The organism is Campylobacter ureolyticus (assembly GCF_027277485.1).
Classification (GTDB): domain Bacteria; phylum Campylobacterota; class Campylobacteria; order Campylobacterales; family Campylobacteraceae; genus Campylobacter_B; species Campylobacter_B ureolyticus_B.
In genome coordinates this window covers 22,129-37,633 of sequence record NZ_JAPXGQ010000016.1, presented here as the reverse complement: position 1 = coordinate 37,633, position 15,505 = coordinate 22,129, and the positions used below count along the sequence as shown (strand labels likewise).

General features: G+C 30.7%; 18 protein-coding genes. 9 read left to right on the top strand and 9 right to left on the bottom strand.

Annotation, left to right across the window (positions count from 1 at the left end; genetic code table 11):
- Window positions 1-380 precede the first annotated feature (380 nt).
- The 5 genes from O6B72_RS08375 to folE all read right to left on the bottom strand — a co-directional run bounded on the left by O6B72_RS08375 (window position 381) and on the right by folE (window position 4,787).
- A complete protein-coding gene (locus O6B72_RS08375; protein WP_269492841.1) occupies window positions 381-755 on the bottom strand; it encodes a hypothetical protein in 375 nt (124 codons plus the stop codon).
- Window positions 718-1,791 (bottom strand): ankyrin repeat domain-containing protein, encoded by a 1,074-nt coding sequence (locus tag O6B72_RS08370; protein ID WP_269492840.1) that lies wholly within the window; start codon window positions 1,789-1,791, stop codon window positions 718-720. The genes O6B72_RS08375 and O6B72_RS08370 overlap by 38 nt, the downstream gene beginning before the upstream one ends.
- A 98-nt stretch (window positions 1,792-1,889) precedes the next feature.
- Window positions 1,890-2,870 carry an iron-sulfur cluster assembly scaffold protein gene (locus O6B72_RS08365; protein ID WP_269492839.1) on the bottom strand — a complete coding sequence of 327 codons (981 nt, stop codon included), beginning with the start codon at window positions 2,868-2,870 and terminating at the stop codon, window positions 1,890-1,892.
- 12 nt (window positions 2,871-2,882) lie between these two features.
- Window positions 2,883-4,076, bottom strand: coding sequence for a NifS family cysteine desulfurase (locus O6B72_RS08360; RefSeq protein WP_269492838.1), 1,194 nt, complete (start codon window positions 4,074-4,076; stop codon window positions 2,883-2,885).
- A gap of 120 nt (window positions 4,077-4,196) precedes the next feature.
- Window positions 4,197-4,787, bottom strand: coding sequence for a GTP cyclohydrolase I FolE (gene folE / locus O6B72_RS08355; protein WP_114675438.1), 591 nt, complete (start codon window positions 4,785-4,787; stop codon window positions 4,197-4,199).
- Window positions 4,788-4,922: 135 nt separating this feature from the next.
- On the opposite strand from folE, the gene tig reads away from it, so the two are divergent.
- The 9 genes from tig (at window position 4,923) to O6B72_RS08310 (ending at window position 12,491) form a co-directional block, all read left to right on the top strand.
- A complete protein-coding gene (tig, locus tag O6B72_RS08350) occupies window positions 4,923-6,305 on the top strand; it encodes a trigger factor (RefSeq protein ID WP_269492837.1) in 1,383 nt (460 codons plus the stop codon).
- Window positions 6,305-6,895 (top strand): ATP-dependent Clp endopeptidase proteolytic subunit ClpP, encoded by a 591-nt coding sequence (gene clpP, locus O6B72_RS08345; RefSeq protein WP_016646415.1) that lies wholly within the window; start codon window positions 6,305-6,307, stop codon window positions 6,893-6,895. Before tig ends, clpP begins: the two co-directional genes overlap by 1 nt.
- On the top strand, window positions 6,896-7,414 hold the full coding sequence (gene def / locus O6B72_RS08340; RefSeq protein ID WP_269492836.1) for a peptide deformylase: 519 nt from the start codon (window positions 6,896-6,898) through the stop codon (window positions 7,412-7,414).
- On the top strand, window positions 7,411-7,740 hold the full coding sequence (locus O6B72_RS08335) for a hypothetical protein (protein WP_269492835.1): 330 nt from the start codon (window positions 7,411-7,413) through the stop codon (window positions 7,738-7,740). Before def ends, O6B72_RS08335 begins: the two co-directional genes overlap by 4 nt.
- Window positions 7,721-9,106: an NAD(P)H-hydrate dehydratase gene (locus O6B72_RS08330; RefSeq protein WP_269492834.1), complete on the top strand. Its 1,386-nt coding sequence runs from the start codon at window positions 7,721-7,723 to the stop codon at window positions 9,104-9,106. The genes O6B72_RS08335 and O6B72_RS08330 overlap by 20 nt, the downstream gene beginning before the upstream one ends.
- Window positions 9,097-9,678 carry a phosphoribosylglycinamide formyltransferase gene (gene purN, locus O6B72_RS08325; protein ID WP_101637616.1) on the top strand — a complete coding sequence of 194 codons (582 nt, stop codon included), beginning with the start codon at window positions 9,097-9,099 and terminating at the stop codon, window positions 9,676-9,678. The genes O6B72_RS08330 and purN overlap by 10 nt, the downstream gene beginning before the upstream one ends.
- 39 nt (window positions 9,679-9,717) lie before the next feature.
- Complete coding sequence (locus O6B72_RS08320) at window positions 9,718-10,434, top strand: TerC family protein (protein ID WP_269492833.1); 717 nt, start codon at window positions 9,718-9,720, stop codon at window positions 10,432-10,434.
- 143 nt (window positions 10,435-10,577) lie between these two features.
- The gene (mscL, locus tag O6B72_RS08315; protein WP_269492832.1) at window positions 10,578-10,979 is read left to right on the top strand and encodes a large-conductance mechanosensitive channel protein MscL; all 402 of its coding nucleotides are present in this window, start codon (window positions 10,578-10,580) and stop codon (window positions 10,977-10,979) included.
- Window positions 10,980-11,243: 264 nt separating this feature from the next.
- Complete coding sequence (locus O6B72_RS08310) at window positions 11,244-12,491, top strand: uracil-xanthine permease family protein (RefSeq protein ID WP_269492830.1); 1,248 nt, start codon at window positions 11,244-11,246, stop codon at window positions 12,489-12,491.
- 24 nt (window positions 12,492-12,515) lie between these two features.
- Here O6B72_RS08310 and O6B72_RS08305 read toward each other — a convergent pair whose 3' ends face one another.
- Genes O6B72_RS08305 through O6B72_RS08290 form a run of 4 tightly spaced genes read right to left on the bottom strand, consistent with a single transcriptional unit; the run spans window position 12,516 to window position 15,498 of the window.
- Complete coding sequence (locus tag O6B72_RS08305; protein ID WP_269492828.1) at window positions 12,516-12,887, bottom strand: VanZ family protein; 372 nt, start codon at window positions 12,885-12,887, stop codon at window positions 12,516-12,518.
- Window positions 12,880-13,821 (bottom strand): ABC transporter permease, encoded by a 942-nt coding sequence (locus tag O6B72_RS08300; protein ID WP_269492826.1) that lies wholly within the window; start codon window positions 13,819-13,821, stop codon window positions 12,880-12,882. The genes O6B72_RS08305 and O6B72_RS08300 overlap by 8 nt, the downstream gene beginning before the upstream one ends.
- Complete coding sequence (locus O6B72_RS08295) at window positions 13,818-14,555, bottom strand: ATP-binding cassette domain-containing protein (protein WP_269492824.1); 738 nt, start codon at window positions 14,553-14,555, stop codon at window positions 13,818-13,820. Before O6B72_RS08295 ends, O6B72_RS08300 begins: the two co-directional genes overlap by 4 nt.
- A complete protein-coding gene (locus O6B72_RS08290; protein WP_269487240.1) occupies window positions 14,542-15,498 on the bottom strand; it encodes a sugar ABC transporter substrate-binding protein in 957 nt (318 codons plus the stop codon). Before O6B72_RS08290 ends, O6B72_RS08295 begins: the two co-directional genes overlap by 14 nt.
- Window positions 15,499-15,505 lie beyond the last annotated feature (7 nt).

Sequence of the window (15,505 nt, the reverse complement as noted above, 5' to 3'; positions counted from 1 at the left end):
AAGAACTGTTTAAACAACTCGTTTAAGAGGTCTTTCGTAAAACGGAAATGAAATTATACAAACATAAAGCTTAAAGTTTCATTAAAGTGGGAGAAAATGTTGGAAGAAATTTGGGGGAGATGAAAAATAGAGTTAGAAATCATGAAATTTAAGTAATTCTAATCTATAAATTTGTTAAGTTCTGACCTTTTTTAAATTTGATTTTTGTAAAATAGTAGCATTAGTTTAAATAAAATAGATGTAGTTTTAAATTTGAAGCAAAGTTATAAATTTTGTGGTTTGATGTGAGATGCTAAACTTACCATTCCCCTTGTTCCCTTATCTTTTGTTTTAATTTTTATCAATTAAGTAATAATTTTAATTAGATTTTTTTAAATCAACTACTTCTTTATATTTTTTAAATTTGATTTAATTTGATTATCATCAATATAAATAATCTTAGTTTTATCATCTTCAAATGCATTATAAAACCATGCTATTTCACTTCTTTTTTCACTTTCATTCTTATAGCTTATAAATTCTTTTACATTTTTAAAGCTATCATTTTTATTAGGTTTTGTTTTTTCAAATTCAACAAGTTTTTTAAATGGCGATGATGAGTTTATATCAAGTAAGCTTTCTGTATTTAGTTCTTTATCTTTTACACAATATTTTTTATAAAATTCTATACCATTTTTATAATTATTTACTATCTCTCTATCTGGTTCTTTTGGTATTCTAATTATTATCCCATCTCGTATAAGTGCTTTTGTCATAAAAGAAATATTTCCATGATATTGTTTGTATTGTCTTTTTTTTAGAATACTCTTGTATTAACTTATTTTCTTTTTCTTTATCAATACCCATCAAAGGATAATATAAAAAATTTATATAATCACTAATATAATATTTATAGTTCTCATAACACTTATCATACTCTATTTTCATAAGTTCTTTTGAGGGTTGTCCTGAGACATTATGTTCAAGGAGAAGATTTAGCATTGGTTCGAAGTCAGCTATTGTTATTAATAACTTATAACAATCTTTGCCATATACATCTGACTCAGCTATACACTCAGGTCTAAAACCACTTTTGAGTGCTAGCTCTGTTAATTCAATAAAATTATTCATTAAAAGATAGTGTATTAAAGTATATCCAGGTTTTGCATCACTATCTTTATCTTTTACTGCCCCATTTGATTGGTAAATAAGTTTCATTTTATTTCCATCTATTATGATTTGTGAGATAATGTCTAAATTTTGCAAATAGAGTTGAACTTCTTCTATATCCTCAAATTTAGCCCCGCTATCTACTAAAATTTTGGCTACTTTTGTAGAATTATTTTCTACCGCATAAGCTAGTGGATTAAGTCCGTATTTATCTTTATACGATACATCAGCACCTAAATTTATCAAGGCTTTTGTAGTATTTTCATCATTGTGAAAACTAGAATACATAAGCGGGGTTGTATTATACTGAAGCTTTGCATCTACACTTAGATTGTTGTCTTTTAGAAATTTAAGAACAGAGTTTGTATCTTTAGCTTCTAAGTAGTCTCTTAAAATTTTAAGTGTAGCGTTTGGTTCTTGATATCTTACACCGTTTTCATCATAGATATCCCAGTAAGTAAATGCAAATTCATCAACTTCATCTTGAGTTACATACTTTGAAATTTCAGAACCTGGTTTTATAACTGTATCAGCTGTGACTGTAAAATGAAAATTTTGAGAGAGTTTAAATTTATTATAAACTACAAAAGCAACTAAAACTAAAGTTATAATTATAAATGAATTTAAAAATTTGTTTTTCAAATTTAACCTTTAAATGTAAATTTATAATTAAATCTCAGCCCAAATTTAAAACTAAAAAGGGCTGAAAATTTTCAAATTTAACTCACACTTATTTAGTTTTATATCGGCATAACCCTTATATTTGGGCTTAAATTTTCTTTTAATACTGCTTCTATTGCAAAAAGTGTTCCTGTAGAGCCACTTGCACAACCACTGCAAGCTCCTAAATATCTTATATAAATGTCAGTTTTGCCATCATCACTTTTTCTGATATCAACTATATCTAAATCCCCACCGTCCATCATTAGCATTGGGCGAATTTCCTCATCTATAATTGCCTCAACCATTTTAAATTGACCTATTGTATTAAGCTCTTCGAAATTATCACCTTGTTTATGAGAATCAGCTATTTTAGAGAGTTTTTCTTGCTCCATTTCAGCTCTAGTAGATGCTAAAATATCTTCTAAATAATACTCTCTTTTTTCATGTCCACCAGGTCTTATACAGCTTTTACAAAATGCACCTGCTTTAGTGTATTGAGTTATCTCTTCAACGGTCTTTAAGTCATTTAGCCTAATAACTTCTTTTATTGTTCCAAGGCTTACTCTTGCACACTCGCATACTATTATCTCATCTTCAAAATGCTCAGGATCTATTCCTTTATACTGCGCTGCAGCGGCTTTTATAACATCGTATGCCATAACTGAACAGTGCATTTTTTGAGGTGGAACGGCTGGAGTATTTGGATCATCACGCATTGCCTTTTCTACATCTATGTTTGTTATTTTTACGGCTTGATCAACTGTTTTACCAACACAAAGCTCAGCCATAGTATCACTACTTGCAATTGCTGTTCCACAGCCAAAACTTCTAAATTTTGCCTCTTTTATAATGTTTGTTTTTTCATCCACAAGCCAATAAAGCCTAACCGCATCCCCACAGCTCTCAGCTCCAAAATCAGCAACTATAAGTTTGCAACCCTTTTCTTTTGCTTCTTCTTCTGTTATTTCGCCCATAAATTTAGGGTTATTCATCCTATCTTGAACCTTTTGTGAGTAATCCTCCCAAAATGATCCACTTATTAAATTATCTTTTGCCATTTTTTATCCTTTTTATAATCCGCTTTTATGATTTTTTGGTGCATACGCAAAACTACTTGAAATAGCTCTCAATCTCTCAACCGCTTTTTTTATTTGAACGATAGCATAATCTATCTCTTCTTCTGTATTGTATCTTGATAAAGAAAGTCTTAAGGCTGTATGAGCAAGCTCTTTATCGGCTCCAATTGCCTCCATTATAGGGTTGCTTTCAAGTGTTTCACTAGCGCACGCAGATCCAGTTGATGCAGCAATGCCAGCTTTATTTAAATCCCAAAGCATTGCCTCTCCTTCAACACCTTTAATGCTTGCTAAAATTGTATTTGGAGTTCTAAATTCTTTTTTTCCAACAACAGTCACATCAGGAATTTCCAAAAGTGCATCTTCAAGCTTATCTCTTAGTCTTCTTACATGTACATTTTCCATATTTATAAATTTATTCGCAAGCTCTAAGGCCTCACCCATAGCAACTATATATGGAACATTTAAAGTTCCACTTCTTCGTCCACCCATATGCTCACCACCATGTAAAAGCGGAGTAAGCTTTTGAGAATTTCTTATATAAAGTCCTCCAACTCCTTTTGGTCCATGGAATTTATGTGCTGAAAAACTTAAAAAATCAACTCCAGCATCCATTACATTTACTTTGATTTTTCCAACAGCTTGAGTTGCATCTGTGTGAAACAAAACTCCTCTTTCATGGGCGATTTTGGCTAATTCTTTTATTGGGAAAATAGCTCCTGTTTCATTATTTGCCCACATTATGCTAACAAGGGCGGTTTTATCATCAATTACATTTTTTAAATCTTCTTTATTTATGAGCCCATCACTATTTACATCAAGCCTTGTTACCCTAACACCTAATTGCTCCAAAAATGAACAGGTGTGGCTAATAGCAGGATGCTCAACTGATGAAATTATAATATGGTCTTTATCTTTATTGAAAATTTTATCAAAATAAATACCCTTTAAAACCCAATTATTACTCTCAGTTGCACAAGAAGTGATAATTACATCATCCATGTCTGATGCTCCAATTCCTGCATATAGCTGATCCATGGCCTTTCTTAAAGCAGGAGTTGTCTCTATGCCAAAGTCGTGAAGCGAGTTTGGATTACCATATTTTTGGCAAAAATATGGTAGCATTGCCTCATAGGCTTCAGGTGCCATCATAGTTGTTGCATTGTTGTCTAAGTAGACTCTTTTCATTATAAATTTTCTCCTTAAATTTCTTAATCTTTATTAAAATTTTTAAATAGGATAAGTTTTATCTTATTTGAAATAATACACTAAACTGATTAAATTTTTAATTTACAAAGTTAAACAATTTTAAAATCTCGCCTCTCTTGATGAGTTTATTAAAGAAAAAAACTCTTTCCTAGTTCTTGGATCTGAGATAAAACTTCCTCTTAATGCTGAAGTTGTAGTTGTAGAGTTTATCTTTTCAACTCCCCTCATTTCAATGCACATATGCCTAGCTTCCAAAACAACCCCAACACCACGCGGATTAATAACTTCTTGCAAGGCTCCAGCAATTTGTTCGGTAAGTTGTTCTTGAATTTGAAGCCTTCTTGCAAATATATTTACCATTCTTGGAATTTTAGATAAACCCACAACCTTTCCATTTGGTATATAAGCAACATGTGCTCTTCCTATAATTGGCAATAAGTGATGTTCACAAAGGCTATAAAATTCTATATCTTTTATTAAGACCATTTCGTTGTTTGAGCTTTCAAATAAAGCATCATTTAGCACAACTTTTGGATCTTGTTTATAGCCACTTGTCATAAACTCATAAGCCTTAAAAACCCTCTGTGGAGTTTTTATCAATCCCTCACGATTTGGATCTTCTCCTAAAATTTCAAGCATATTTTTCACAGATTTTTCAAATTCAATACTCTTTTTTTTGCTATTATCCATACTTTTCCTTAAAAATTTTTAGTCCATTTTACAACAAAATCACTTTACCGATAATAAAATTTTTAAATTTATACTTAAAATAAGGTAAAATCTGATATTATTAACATTTAAATTTTAAATTTCAAAAGGAAAATAATGGAAGTTAGTTCAAAACTGATTAATTCAGCAAATGCATCGATTGATGCTAAATTTGATGCAAAAAGCATTGAAAATAAAGTAAATGAAATAGCTGTTAAAACAGCAAAACAAGTAAGAATCGATGGATTTAGACCAGGAAAAGTTCCTGTTAATGTTGTAAAGAAAAGATACGAGAAAGCACTTTTAGATGATGCAAAACAAGAACTTTTTAAAAAAGCTATTGATGATGGCCTAAAAAATTTAAATAAAAAACAAAGTGATCTTTTAGGTGAGCCTGTTTTTGCAAAATTTGAGGAAGTTAATGGTGGTATAGACACAATTATTGAAATTTCTTTTAAACCAGAAATTGATATAAAAGGATATGAAAAGCTTATTCCTAAGTATGAAATTCCAGAAGCTTCAAAAGATGAAGTAAAAACAAAAATTGATGAATTATTATTAATGGTTGCTCCACTTGAAAAAGCAGATAAAGATAGTCTTGAAAAAGGTGATTTTGCAAAATTTGACTTTGAAGGATTTTTAGACGGTAAGGCTTTTGAGGGTGGCAGCGCAAAAGACTACAGCTTAGAAATAGGCTCAAACCAGTTTATTCCAGGCTTTGAAGATGCAATGATAGGATTAAAACCTGGTGAAGAAAAAGATATTAATTTAACTTTTCCAAGTGACTATAATGCAAAAAATTTAGCTGGAAAAGATGTTGTTTTTAAAGTAAAACTACACGAAATTCAAGCTAAAAATCCTGCTAAAAAACTTGACAAAAAAACATTAACAGAACTTACTGGCGATGAAAAATTAACAATAAAAGCTTTTGAAGAAAGGATAGAAAACCAAATCAAACATGATAAATTTAACAAAATTTTAAACGAAGAATTAAAACCTAAATTTGTTGAAGATATGACTGAAAAATTTGATTTTGATCTACCTAAAACCATAGTTGAGCAAGAAATTGATTTGCAATTTAGAAATTCATGGAATAGTTTTACAAAAGAAGATATGGAAAAATTTAGAACCGATAAAGATGCTTTAAAAAACAAAAGAGAAGAGTTTAGAAAAGAAGCTGAAAAAAGCGTAAAACTAACGTTTATAATTGATGAGCTTGCAAAAGAAAGAAAAGTTGAAGTAAGTGATCAAGAGTTGGTTCAAGCTATTTATTTTGAAGCTTATCAAAACGGAATTGATCCTAAAAAACATCTTGAGACTTATCAAAAACAAGGAATTTTACCAGCTGTTAAAATGGCCTTAATAGAAGAAAAGCTATTTAATGATTTGTTTAAACTTCCTGAACCAAAAGATGAAAAAGCAGATGGCAAAGAAGATAAAAAAGAAGAAAAACCTGCTAAAAAAACAACTAAAAAAGCTACTAAAGAAGAAGGGAAATAATGGCATTTTACATACCTTATGTTATTGAAAAATCTAGCAGAGGCGAAAGAAGCTATGATATCTACTCACGTCTTTTAAAAGATAGAATTATTATGTTAAGTGGCGAAATAAACGATGATGTAGCAAGCTCTATCGTCTCTCAGCTGCTTTTTTTGGAAGCAGAAGATCCTGAAAAAGATATCTATTTGTACATAAATAGTCCAGGTGGTGTTGTTACAAGTGGGCTTAGTATTTATGATACAATGAATTATATAAGAGCTGATGTTAGCACGATTTGTATCGGTCAAGCTGCCTCAATGGGTGCATTTTTACTAAGCTGTGGAGCAAAAGATAAAAGATTTGCTCTACCAAACTCACGCATTATGATTCATCAACCACTTGGTGGAGCTCAAGGTCAAGCAACAGATATTGAAATTCAAGCAAATGAAATTTTGAGAATTAAAAAAACATTAAATGAAATTTTGGCTAAAAATACAAACCAAAGCATAAAAAAGATAGAAAAAGATACCGATAGAGATTTTTTCATGAGTGCAGCTGAAGCAAAAGAGTATGGAATTATCGATAAGGTTTTAGAAAAGAGTTCAAAGTAGATGGTTTTGGAAGTTTTGACATATCCAGATAAAAGATTGTATCAAAAGTCTAAAAATGTTGAGAAATTTGATGAGAATTTACATAAATTTTTAGATGATATGTATGAAACTATGATAGCTAAAAAAGGCATTGGACTTGCGGCAATTCAAGTAGGTAAACCACTTCGAGCTTTGGTTATAAATTTATTAAATGAAGAAGGCATCCAAGATAAAAATGACCTAATTGAGATAATCAATCCTGAAATTTTAGAAAAAAATGGAGAAATTACATATCAAGAAGGTTGCCTTTCGGTACCTGAATTTTTTGAAGATGTTACAAGATCAAGTGATATAAAAGTAAGATTTCAAAATAGATTTGGCGAGTTTGTAGAACTTAGTGCAAGTGAACTTTTAGCTGTTTGTGTACAGCATGAAATGGATCATTTAGACGGACACCTTTTTATAGAAAAAATTAGCTATAGCCAAAAGAAAAAATTTTCAAAAGAATATAAAAAAAGGTTAAAAGAAAAATCGAAATGAAACCTTTAAAATATTTGGTCTTTATTGATTTTTTATATAAGATAAAGACCAAATTATTATCTTTAAGTATGTTTGCACATTTTAATGCTAACAATCTTAAAAATGTTATAATAAAAAAGAGTGGTAAAGCAAACATTGTAAAAACAAATCTTTTTACAACAGCAATTATTTTAAATTCAAAAATCTATACTATTTTAAACTCAACCAAGGCTTTAAAAACTATTAAAGACACAAACTGCATAAAAGATAAAAGCCAAATTTTAAAAAAAGCGCTCAATAAAAATCATAAAAAACAAGGAAATTTGAATGACAAATTTATATTATGATACAAAAATGCTAGATGAAAGAGCAATAAGTGAGTTTGGATTAAATGAAGAAATTTTACAAGAAAACGCCGCTTCAAAAATCGAAGAAGTAATTAGACAAAATTTACAACAAAAATCAAAAATTTTATTTGTTTGTGGTAGTGGCAACAACGCTGCAGATGCGATCTGTACAGCTAGAAAACTATCAAATGACTATGAGTGTGATATTTTCTTAACTTCAAATAAGCTAAATTTAATGGCTTCAATGCAGCTTGATAAAGCAAAAAAAGCTCATGTAAATTCGGTTGAAAATCCAGAATTTAGTGCGTATGAATGCTTTGTGGATGGAATTTTTGGAAGTGGTTTAAACCGTGATATGAGCGATAAAGTTTGCAAAATCATAAATGAATTAAACAAAACAAAAGGTTTAAAAATTGCTGTTGATATCCCAAGTGGAATAACTAAAAGCGGTAAAATCACTCAAAATGCTTTTATAGCGGACTTTACAATTACAATGGGAGCCTTAAAACTAGCACTTTTTTTAGACAGTTCAAAAGATTTAGTTGGTAAAATAATTCTAGCAAATTTAGGCATTAGTAAAGCAAATTTTGAAACTATAAGTGATAGTTTTTTACTTGAAAAAACTGATTTAAATTTACCATTTAGGCATTTACAAGATACAAATAAAGGGAATTTTGGGCATCTTTATGTAATAAGTGGGGATTTAAAAGGAGCTGCAATAATCGCTGCAAATGCTGGTTTTAGCATAGGAGCTGGACTAGTTAGTGTAGTAAGTGATGAAAAAATACCAAATTTAGATCCATTTATTATTCAGACAAACTCATTTACCAAAGCAAAAGTTCTAGTTGCTGGATGTGGGCTTGGAGAAAAAACTCTAAACTTAGAACTTTTAAAAGATAAAATTTGCGTAATAGATGCTGATTTATGTTATAAAAAAGAAATCGTACCATTTTTAGAAAAAAATGAAAATTTAGTTCTAACACCTCATCCAAAAGAATTTGCTTCACTGTTAAATTTGGCTGGGCTTGGAGATTTTAGCATAAAAGATGTTCAAGCTAATAGATTTGATTTAGCTAGAAAATGGAGTGAAAAATTTAATAGTGTTTTAGTTTTAAAAGGTGCAAATACAATAGTTTCTTATAAAGGCAAAATTTTTGTTTCTAATTTTGGCTCAAGCATATTAGCAAAGGCTGGAAGCGGAGATGCATTAGCTGGTATTATAGGTGGTCTTTTAGCTCAAAACTACTCACCACTTGAAGCAGCAATTAATGGAGTTTTAGCTCATTCATTAAGCGTTTTAAATTTCAAAAAAAACTCATACGCATTAACTCCAAATGATATAATAGAAGGTATAAAATGTCTGTAAAAAAAATAGCAATTTTATTTAGTGGAAATGGCTCAAATTTAGAAAATATTTTAGAAAAAGTTCACAATAAAACTTTTAATGGTGTTACCATAAAGTGTGATTTGTTAATTTGTAATAATCCTGATGCCTTTGGAATACAAAGAGCTGAAAAATTTGGACTAAAAACAGTTGTTATAAACCATAAAGAGTTTAAAACAAGAGAGAATTTTGATGAAAAACTTGTAAATTTAATACAAGAGAAAAACATCGATTTGACAATCTTAGCTGGATTTATGAGAATTTTAACTCCAATTTTTACAAAAAACATAAAAGCCATTAATCTTCATCCCTCAATTCTTCCACTTTTTAAGGGTGGTAACGCTATAAAAGAGAGTTTTAATAGCGACATGCTAGTAGGTGGAGTAAGTGTGCATTTTGTAAGCGAAGAGCTTGATGGAGGAAAACTTATAAATCAACTAGTTTTTTATAGGAAAAAAGGTATGAGCCTAGAAGAGTGGGAGGAAAATATCCATAAGCTTGAATATGAAATTTTACCAAAAACCATAATAGAGCTTTTAGCTTTTTCTAATTAAATTTAAGTAAAATTAAAAGATTTTTAAAGAAGGAATTAGATGTTTGAATGGTTTACCTCACCTGAAGCGTGGATAAGTCTTTTTACCCTCATCGGACTTGAGATAGTTTTAGGTATTGATAATATTATTTTTATAGCAATTTTATGTTCAAGACTTCCAAAAGAAGAGCAAAACAAGGCTAGAATCGTAGGTCTTGGCTTTGCCATGATAAGTAGAATTTTACTACTTTTAAGCCTGTTTTGGATTATGAAATTGACGGCTCCTTTGTTTAGTGTATTTGGAGAAGAAATTTCGGGTAGAGATTTGATTTTAATTATTGGGGGACTTTTTTTAATATATAAATCAACCACAGAAATTGACTCAAACATTTCAGGTCAAACTCACGAAGAGCATATTAGCACAAAAAAAGTAAGTTTTGCTTCTATAATAATTCAAATTTCCATTCTAGATATAGTTTTTTCACTAGATAGTGTAATAACTGCTGTTGGTATGGCAGATCACATTGAAATTATGATACTAGCAGTTATCATAGCAGTGGGTGTTATGATGGTGGCAAGCAAAGCAATAAGTAAATTTGTAGATGACAATCCTACTATTAAAATTTTAGCTTTATCATTTTTGATTTTAGTTGGAGTAGCTTTAGTAGCTGATGGATTTGGACTTCATATACCAAAAGGTTATATCTACTTTTCTATGGCTTTTTCTTTGGCAGTAGAACTTATCAATATAAAAATGAGGAAAAAGAAATTAAATTAAAAAAGATATAAAATTTTACAAATGATTAATCTATAGAAGTTTTACCACTCTTAGCGTTAAATTTAAAAACTTTAATATGGTTTGTCATTTAGATGTAATAAGAATTGTTTTTTTGAAAAATAACTAAACAATAAAGGAAAAAAATGAGTTTTATAAAAGAATTTAAAGAATTTGCAGTTCGTGGAAATGTCATTGATATGGCAGTAGGTGTTGTCATAGGAAGTGCATTTGGCAAAATAGTAAGCTCACTAGTAAGCGATGTGATGATGCCAGTAATAGGTGTTATAACAGGTGGTGTAAATTTTACAGATTTTAAAATAGTGCTAAAAGAAGCTCATGGAGAAGTAGCAGCTGTAACACTAAACTATGGTAACTTTATACAAACCACAATTGATTTTATTATTATTGCATTTTGTATTTTTGTAGCCATAAAAGCAATAAACAAACTAAAAAGAGAAAAACCTAAAACAGAAGAAGTCCCAAAAGAGCCAAGCGAAGATATCCAGCTTCTAAGAGAAATAAGAGATGCATTAAAAAATAGGTAAATTTACAAAATCTAAACAAAATTTAATAAATTTTATTGTAATATTCCTCTTCGGAAAATTACAATTTTACTTATAGCACCGAGTTTGGCGTAATTTCTTTGTAAACTTTACTCTTTGAGTTTACAAGCCAAAGCTAAAAGAATGGAAATTTTTTGAAAAGCTTTCTTGTTCATAAGCCCAATACTTTTAAATTTTTCATCTTTCATAAATTTCTAAATTTTAAAACACTAAAAATTATAAAATTTGATAATTTTAAGGAGATTTATGACTGATTATAAGTTTAGATTCAAAGATGCACTTCTGGGTGCACAGTTTTTGTTTGTTGCATTTGGCGCACTTGTTTTAATGCCGATTTTATGCGGGCTTGATATAAGTGTTGCGTTATTTACAGCCGGACTTGGAACACTAATTTTTCAGCTAATTTGCCGCCAAAAAGTGGTGCCTATTTTCTTAGCAAGTAGTTTTGCTTTCATAGCCCCAATTTCATTTGCTGTTAGCAAATGGGGTCTTCCAGTTGCCATGGGAGGAGTATTTTTTGCTGGTTTAGTGTATTCAGCATTTAGTTTTTTTGTAAAAATTAAAGGAAAAAGTTTTATTGATAAATTTTTACCACCGATTGTTGTTGGACCTGTGATAATGACAATTGGACTTGTTTTAAGCCCCTCAGCAGTTTCTATGGCAATGGCAAATGGTGATATGCTTAAGAATTATCAAATTTTGAATCCGAATTTTAGCCAAAATGATGCGATGATAATAGCAGGAATTTCTCTTTTAGTAACACTTTTATGTATAATGTTTGCAAAGGGAATGTTAAAATTAATTCCGATTTTATGTGGCATTGCAGCAGGATATATTATCTCTTATTTTTACGGAATTATTGACTTTTCACCCGTTAAAGAAGCTCCTTGGTTTAGGGTGCCAAATTTTACAGCACCGAAATTTGAACTAGATGCAATTTTATATATGATACCAGTTGTAATCGCCCCTATAATAGAACATATCGGTAATGTCGTAGCAATCAGCAATGTGACAAATTATGACTTTACAAAAAAACCAGGACTTCATAAAACATTATTAGGTGATGGCATCGCAACAAGCGTAGCAGCTCTTTTAGCTGGGCCGCCTTGCACCACTTACGCAGAAGTAACAGGCGCAGTAAGACTTACAAAAGCTTTTAATCCAGCTATTATGACCTGGTCAGCATTTACTGCGATATTGCTTGCATTTGTTGGCAAACTTGGAGCTTTGATAGCTACGATTCCAGCTTGTGTTTTAGGTGGCATTATGATTTTGTTATTTGGAATTATTGCAAGCGTTGGAATGGAGAGTTTGATTAAAAATAATGTTGATATGAATGAGCCTAGAAATATGATAATTATCGCTCTTGTGCTTGTTCCAGCACTTGGTGGAATGGTGCTTGACTTTGGTTTTGCAAGCTTTTCACAAATAGGTCTTGGTGCAATTATTGGAGTGTTTTTGAATTTAATACTTCCAAAAGCAAAAATTAAATAAATTTAGAGGATTTTTCCTCTAAATTCAAGCTATAAATTTCATCAATTTATTAGCGAGTTTAAGCACTAAAATCCCAAAAATAAGGCCAACAACATCAGCCAAAATATCAAAAAAAGAAAATTCTCTATTTGGTGTAAAGCTTTGAGCTATCTCTATTTGAATACCAAAAAGCAAAAGCAGTACAAACGAAACTCTAAATTTAACGCTTTTAAAAGCTAAATTAAAAAGCACAAAAAGGGTGCTAAAAGCTAGGAAATGGTTAAATTTATCCCAAGATTTTAAGATTATCTCAGGGCTTTTTGGCAAAAGTGATAAAATTTCAACGCAAATTAAAGCTGTAAAAAATGCAAATTTAAATGAATTTTTAAAATTTAAAATCCGCATAAATTTACTCATTTTTATTTAAAATAAGTGAATAAACACAAACTGAAATTATAATAATAACTCCATAAACAAGCCTTGTATAAAACGCATCAAAGCCCATTGCTACGATGCCACTTTCCATTATACCAATGATAATACTGCCTATTATCGTACCATAAATTCGCCCACTTCCACCATAAACGCTAGTTCCACCTATAAAAATCGCAGCAAAAACAAGTAGCATATAACCATCACCTTGGCTTGGCCACCAGTTTATAAATTCTAAGCTTAAAATAACTCCAGCAAATGCGCTCATAAAACCTGAGTTTATAAAAAGCATAAATTTAGTTAAATTTGGTCTAAAACCAAGCATTTTGGCATTTTTTTCATCATCACCTACAAACAAAATACTCTCACCACTGCTTGTTTTAAAAACCAAAATGTAAAGTAAAAATGATAGCACCAAAGCCCACACGCTTTGCATCGGCACTCCAAAAACTCTACCAACCAAAATATCTTTTAAAAATCCATCTGCATCAGCCAAGCTAAGGCTTAACCCACCACTTAAAACAACACTTAACCCACGCCAAAAAAACTGCGACCCAATAGTTGCTATGATGGATGGAATTTTAAAAAGTAGCACTAAAACTGCATTAAAAACGCCAGCCAAACAGCCAAAAATCAAAGCAAAAATTACTGCTAAAAAAAGCGAATTTGTATTATTAAAAACATAAGAACAAACAAAACCACCCATTGCCATTATAGACGGAAAGCTCATATCAAACTCCCCACTTATGATAAGTGGCAAAAGTCCGAGTGCTAAAATCAAAATCAAAGGAATACTTGAAAGATAGCTAAAATATATATTTTTACTTAAAAAAACATTTGGAGAAAAGTAGCAAAACATAGCCCAAATTCCAAAAAGCATTAAAGTTAGTGCCAAATTTATTTTATTTTCTTTTGTCATTCTACAAACCTATAAAGACTATCTAGAGTTTTAAAGTCTGATTTTTGGGCGGTTTTTAAGATTTTACCGCCTTTTAAAAGGATAAATTTATCGCCAAGCTCATAGGCTTTATTTAGGCTGTGAGTTATTAAAATAATGCTAACGTCGTTTAATTCTTTTAGATATGACGTAAGTTTATTTTGCTGCGCTACCCCAAGTGCAGTGGTTGGCTCATCTAGTATTAAAATATTTGATTTAAAATAAATCGCCCTTGCAATTGCCAAACCTTGCCTTTCACCGCCGCTTAAATTTAACGCCTTACTTTTTGCATCAAGCCCTACACCAGTGTAGTTTAGATAAGTTTTTAAAAGCTCATTTGCTACTTTTATCTCAGTTTTTTTATCAATAAAGCCAAATTTTTTAATATGTCTTGTTGCAAAAATATTTCTATAAATTTCTTGATTTTTACAAACTGCGCTTTCTTGAAAAACAACCTCAACACCTAAATTTCTCATAAATTTGAAGTTGATTTGTTTTGAGCTTAAAGCCTTTTGATTTACGCTAAACTCATCAAATTTGTCAAACTTATCAAAACCACAAAGGCACTTTATAAGGGTGCTTTTTCCAGCTCCATTATCACCTAATAAAACTAAAATTTCACCCTTTTTAAGCTCAAAATCAACGCCTTTTAAAACCTCGGTTTTACCAAAGCTTTTAAAGGCATTTTTAAGTTTTATAACACTATCTGATGCCATTTTTGATTAAAGGCTCAATTAAACTGATATTGTTTTTTGTTACAAATCCACCACCTGTATCGATGCTAAAACCTGAAAATCCGTATTTTTTACTCATATAAATTTGTAAAACGCTAAAATATCCTTGAAAATATGGCTGAGCATCACCTATAATATCAACATATCCACTTTTTATACCAGCTAAAGTTGCAGGCGAAAGAGAAAATCCAGCGATACCGATTTTATCCTTATCAATGTTTAAATTTTTCATAATTTGAGCCATTGTTGCAGTTAGTGAGCCATGATCTATAAAAGCAACTTTTAAATCAGGATTTTTTGCCACATACGCACCAAAAACGCTTTGTCCAAGGGTTGGATCTTTGTTTATTTCAGGTGAAATTTCTATATAATCAACTTTCATTCCAGCATTTTCTAAAACCTCGATCATAGCCTTTGCGCGAAGTCCTCTTGTTGGCTGACTTAAAAGTCCCCAAATCATAACTTTATCGCCCTTTTTTAAATCAAAAAACCTAATCGCCTCATTTGCCATAGATAGTCCAGCCGAGTAATTATCACTTCCTGCATATCCGAAACCACTTACTGCATTGTTTTCTTGTGTTTTTTTAAGTGGTGTATCAATACTTGTTACAACGATACCGTTTTTTACAGCTTTATCAACCAATGGCTTATACAAATCGTCGCCAGGATGACCCATTATAACCATTCCATCAGGCATTGTTGCACTATAAGTTTTAAAATTTTCAACCATTTTATTTGGATCCCAGTCTGAATAATAAACCTTTAAATCAACTCCCAAATCCTTTGCAGCAGCCTTTGCTCCATTTGATATAACAGTTCCAAAGTTATCCCCTGCGCTTCCACCAGCATCAAAATAAACGCTAAATTTAGCATTTAAACAAGAAACCGCTAAAGCCACAGCTAAAACTAAACTCTTTATTTTCATAATTTCT

Bases quoted from the DNA above. Each gene is read 5' to 3' on its own strand.
- O6B72_RS08335 (WP_269492835.1), top strand. From the start codon at position 7,411: ATGAAACCTTTAAAATATTTGGTCTTTATTGATTTTTTATATAAGATA.
- def (WP_269492836.1), top strand. From the start codon at position 6,896: ATGGTTTTGGAAGTTTTGACATATCCAGATAAAAGATTGTATCAAAAG.
- O6B72_RS08295 (WP_269492824.1), bottom strand. From the start codon at position 14,555: ATGGCATCAGATAGTGTTATAAAACTTAAAAATGCCTTTAAAAGCTTT.
- folE (WP_114675438.1), bottom strand. From the start codon at position 4,787: ATGGATAATAGCAAAAAAAAGAGTATTGAATTTGAAAAATCTGTGAAA.
- O6B72_RS08300 (WP_269492826.1), bottom strand. From the start codon at position 13,821: ATGACAAAAGAAAATAAAATAAATTTGGCACTAACTTTAATGCTTTTT.
- purN (WP_101637616.1), top strand. From the start codon at position 9,097: ATGTCTGTAAAAAAAATAGCAATTTTATTTAGTGGAAATGGCTCAAAT.
- tig (WP_269492837.1), top strand. From the start codon at position 4,923: ATGGAAGTTAGTTCAAAACTGATTAATTCAGCAAATGCATCGATTGAT.
- O6B72_RS08330 (WP_269492834.1), top strand. From the start codon at position 7,721: ATGACAAATTTATATTATGATACAAAAATGCTAGATGAAAGAGCAATA.
- mscL (WP_269492832.1), top strand. From the start codon at position 10,578: ATGAGTTTTATAAAAGAATTTAAAGAATTTGCAGTTCGTGGAAATGTC.
- O6B72_RS08290 (WP_269487240.1), bottom strand. From the start codon at position 15,498: ATGAAAATAAAGAGTTTAGTTTTAGCTGTGGCTTTAGCGGTTTCTTGT.
- O6B72_RS08365 (WP_269492839.1), bottom strand. From the start codon at position 2,870: ATGGCAAAAGATAATTTAATAAGTGGATCATTTTGGGAGGATTACTCA.
- O6B72_RS08320 (WP_269492833.1), top strand. From the start codon at position 9,718: ATGTTTGAATGGTTTACCTCACCTGAAGCGTGGATAAGTCTTTTTACC.
- clpP (WP_016646415.1), top strand. From the start codon at position 6,305: ATGGCATTTTACATACCTTATGTTATTGAAAAATCTAGCAGAGGCGAA.
- O6B72_RS08310 (WP_269492830.1), top strand. From the start codon at position 11,244: ATGACTGATTATAAGTTTAGATTCAAAGATGCACTTCTGGGTGCACAG.
- O6B72_RS08360 (WP_269492838.1), bottom strand. From the start codon at position 4,076: ATGAAAAGAGTCTACTTAGACAACAATGCAACAACTATGATGGCACCT.
- O6B72_RS08375 (WP_269492841.1), bottom strand. From the start codon at position 755: ATGACAAAAGCACTTATACGAGATGGGATAATAATTAGAATACCAAAA.
- O6B72_RS08305 (WP_269492828.1), bottom strand. From the start codon at position 12,887: ATGAGTAAATTTATGCGGATTTTAAATTTTAAAAATTCATTTAAATTT.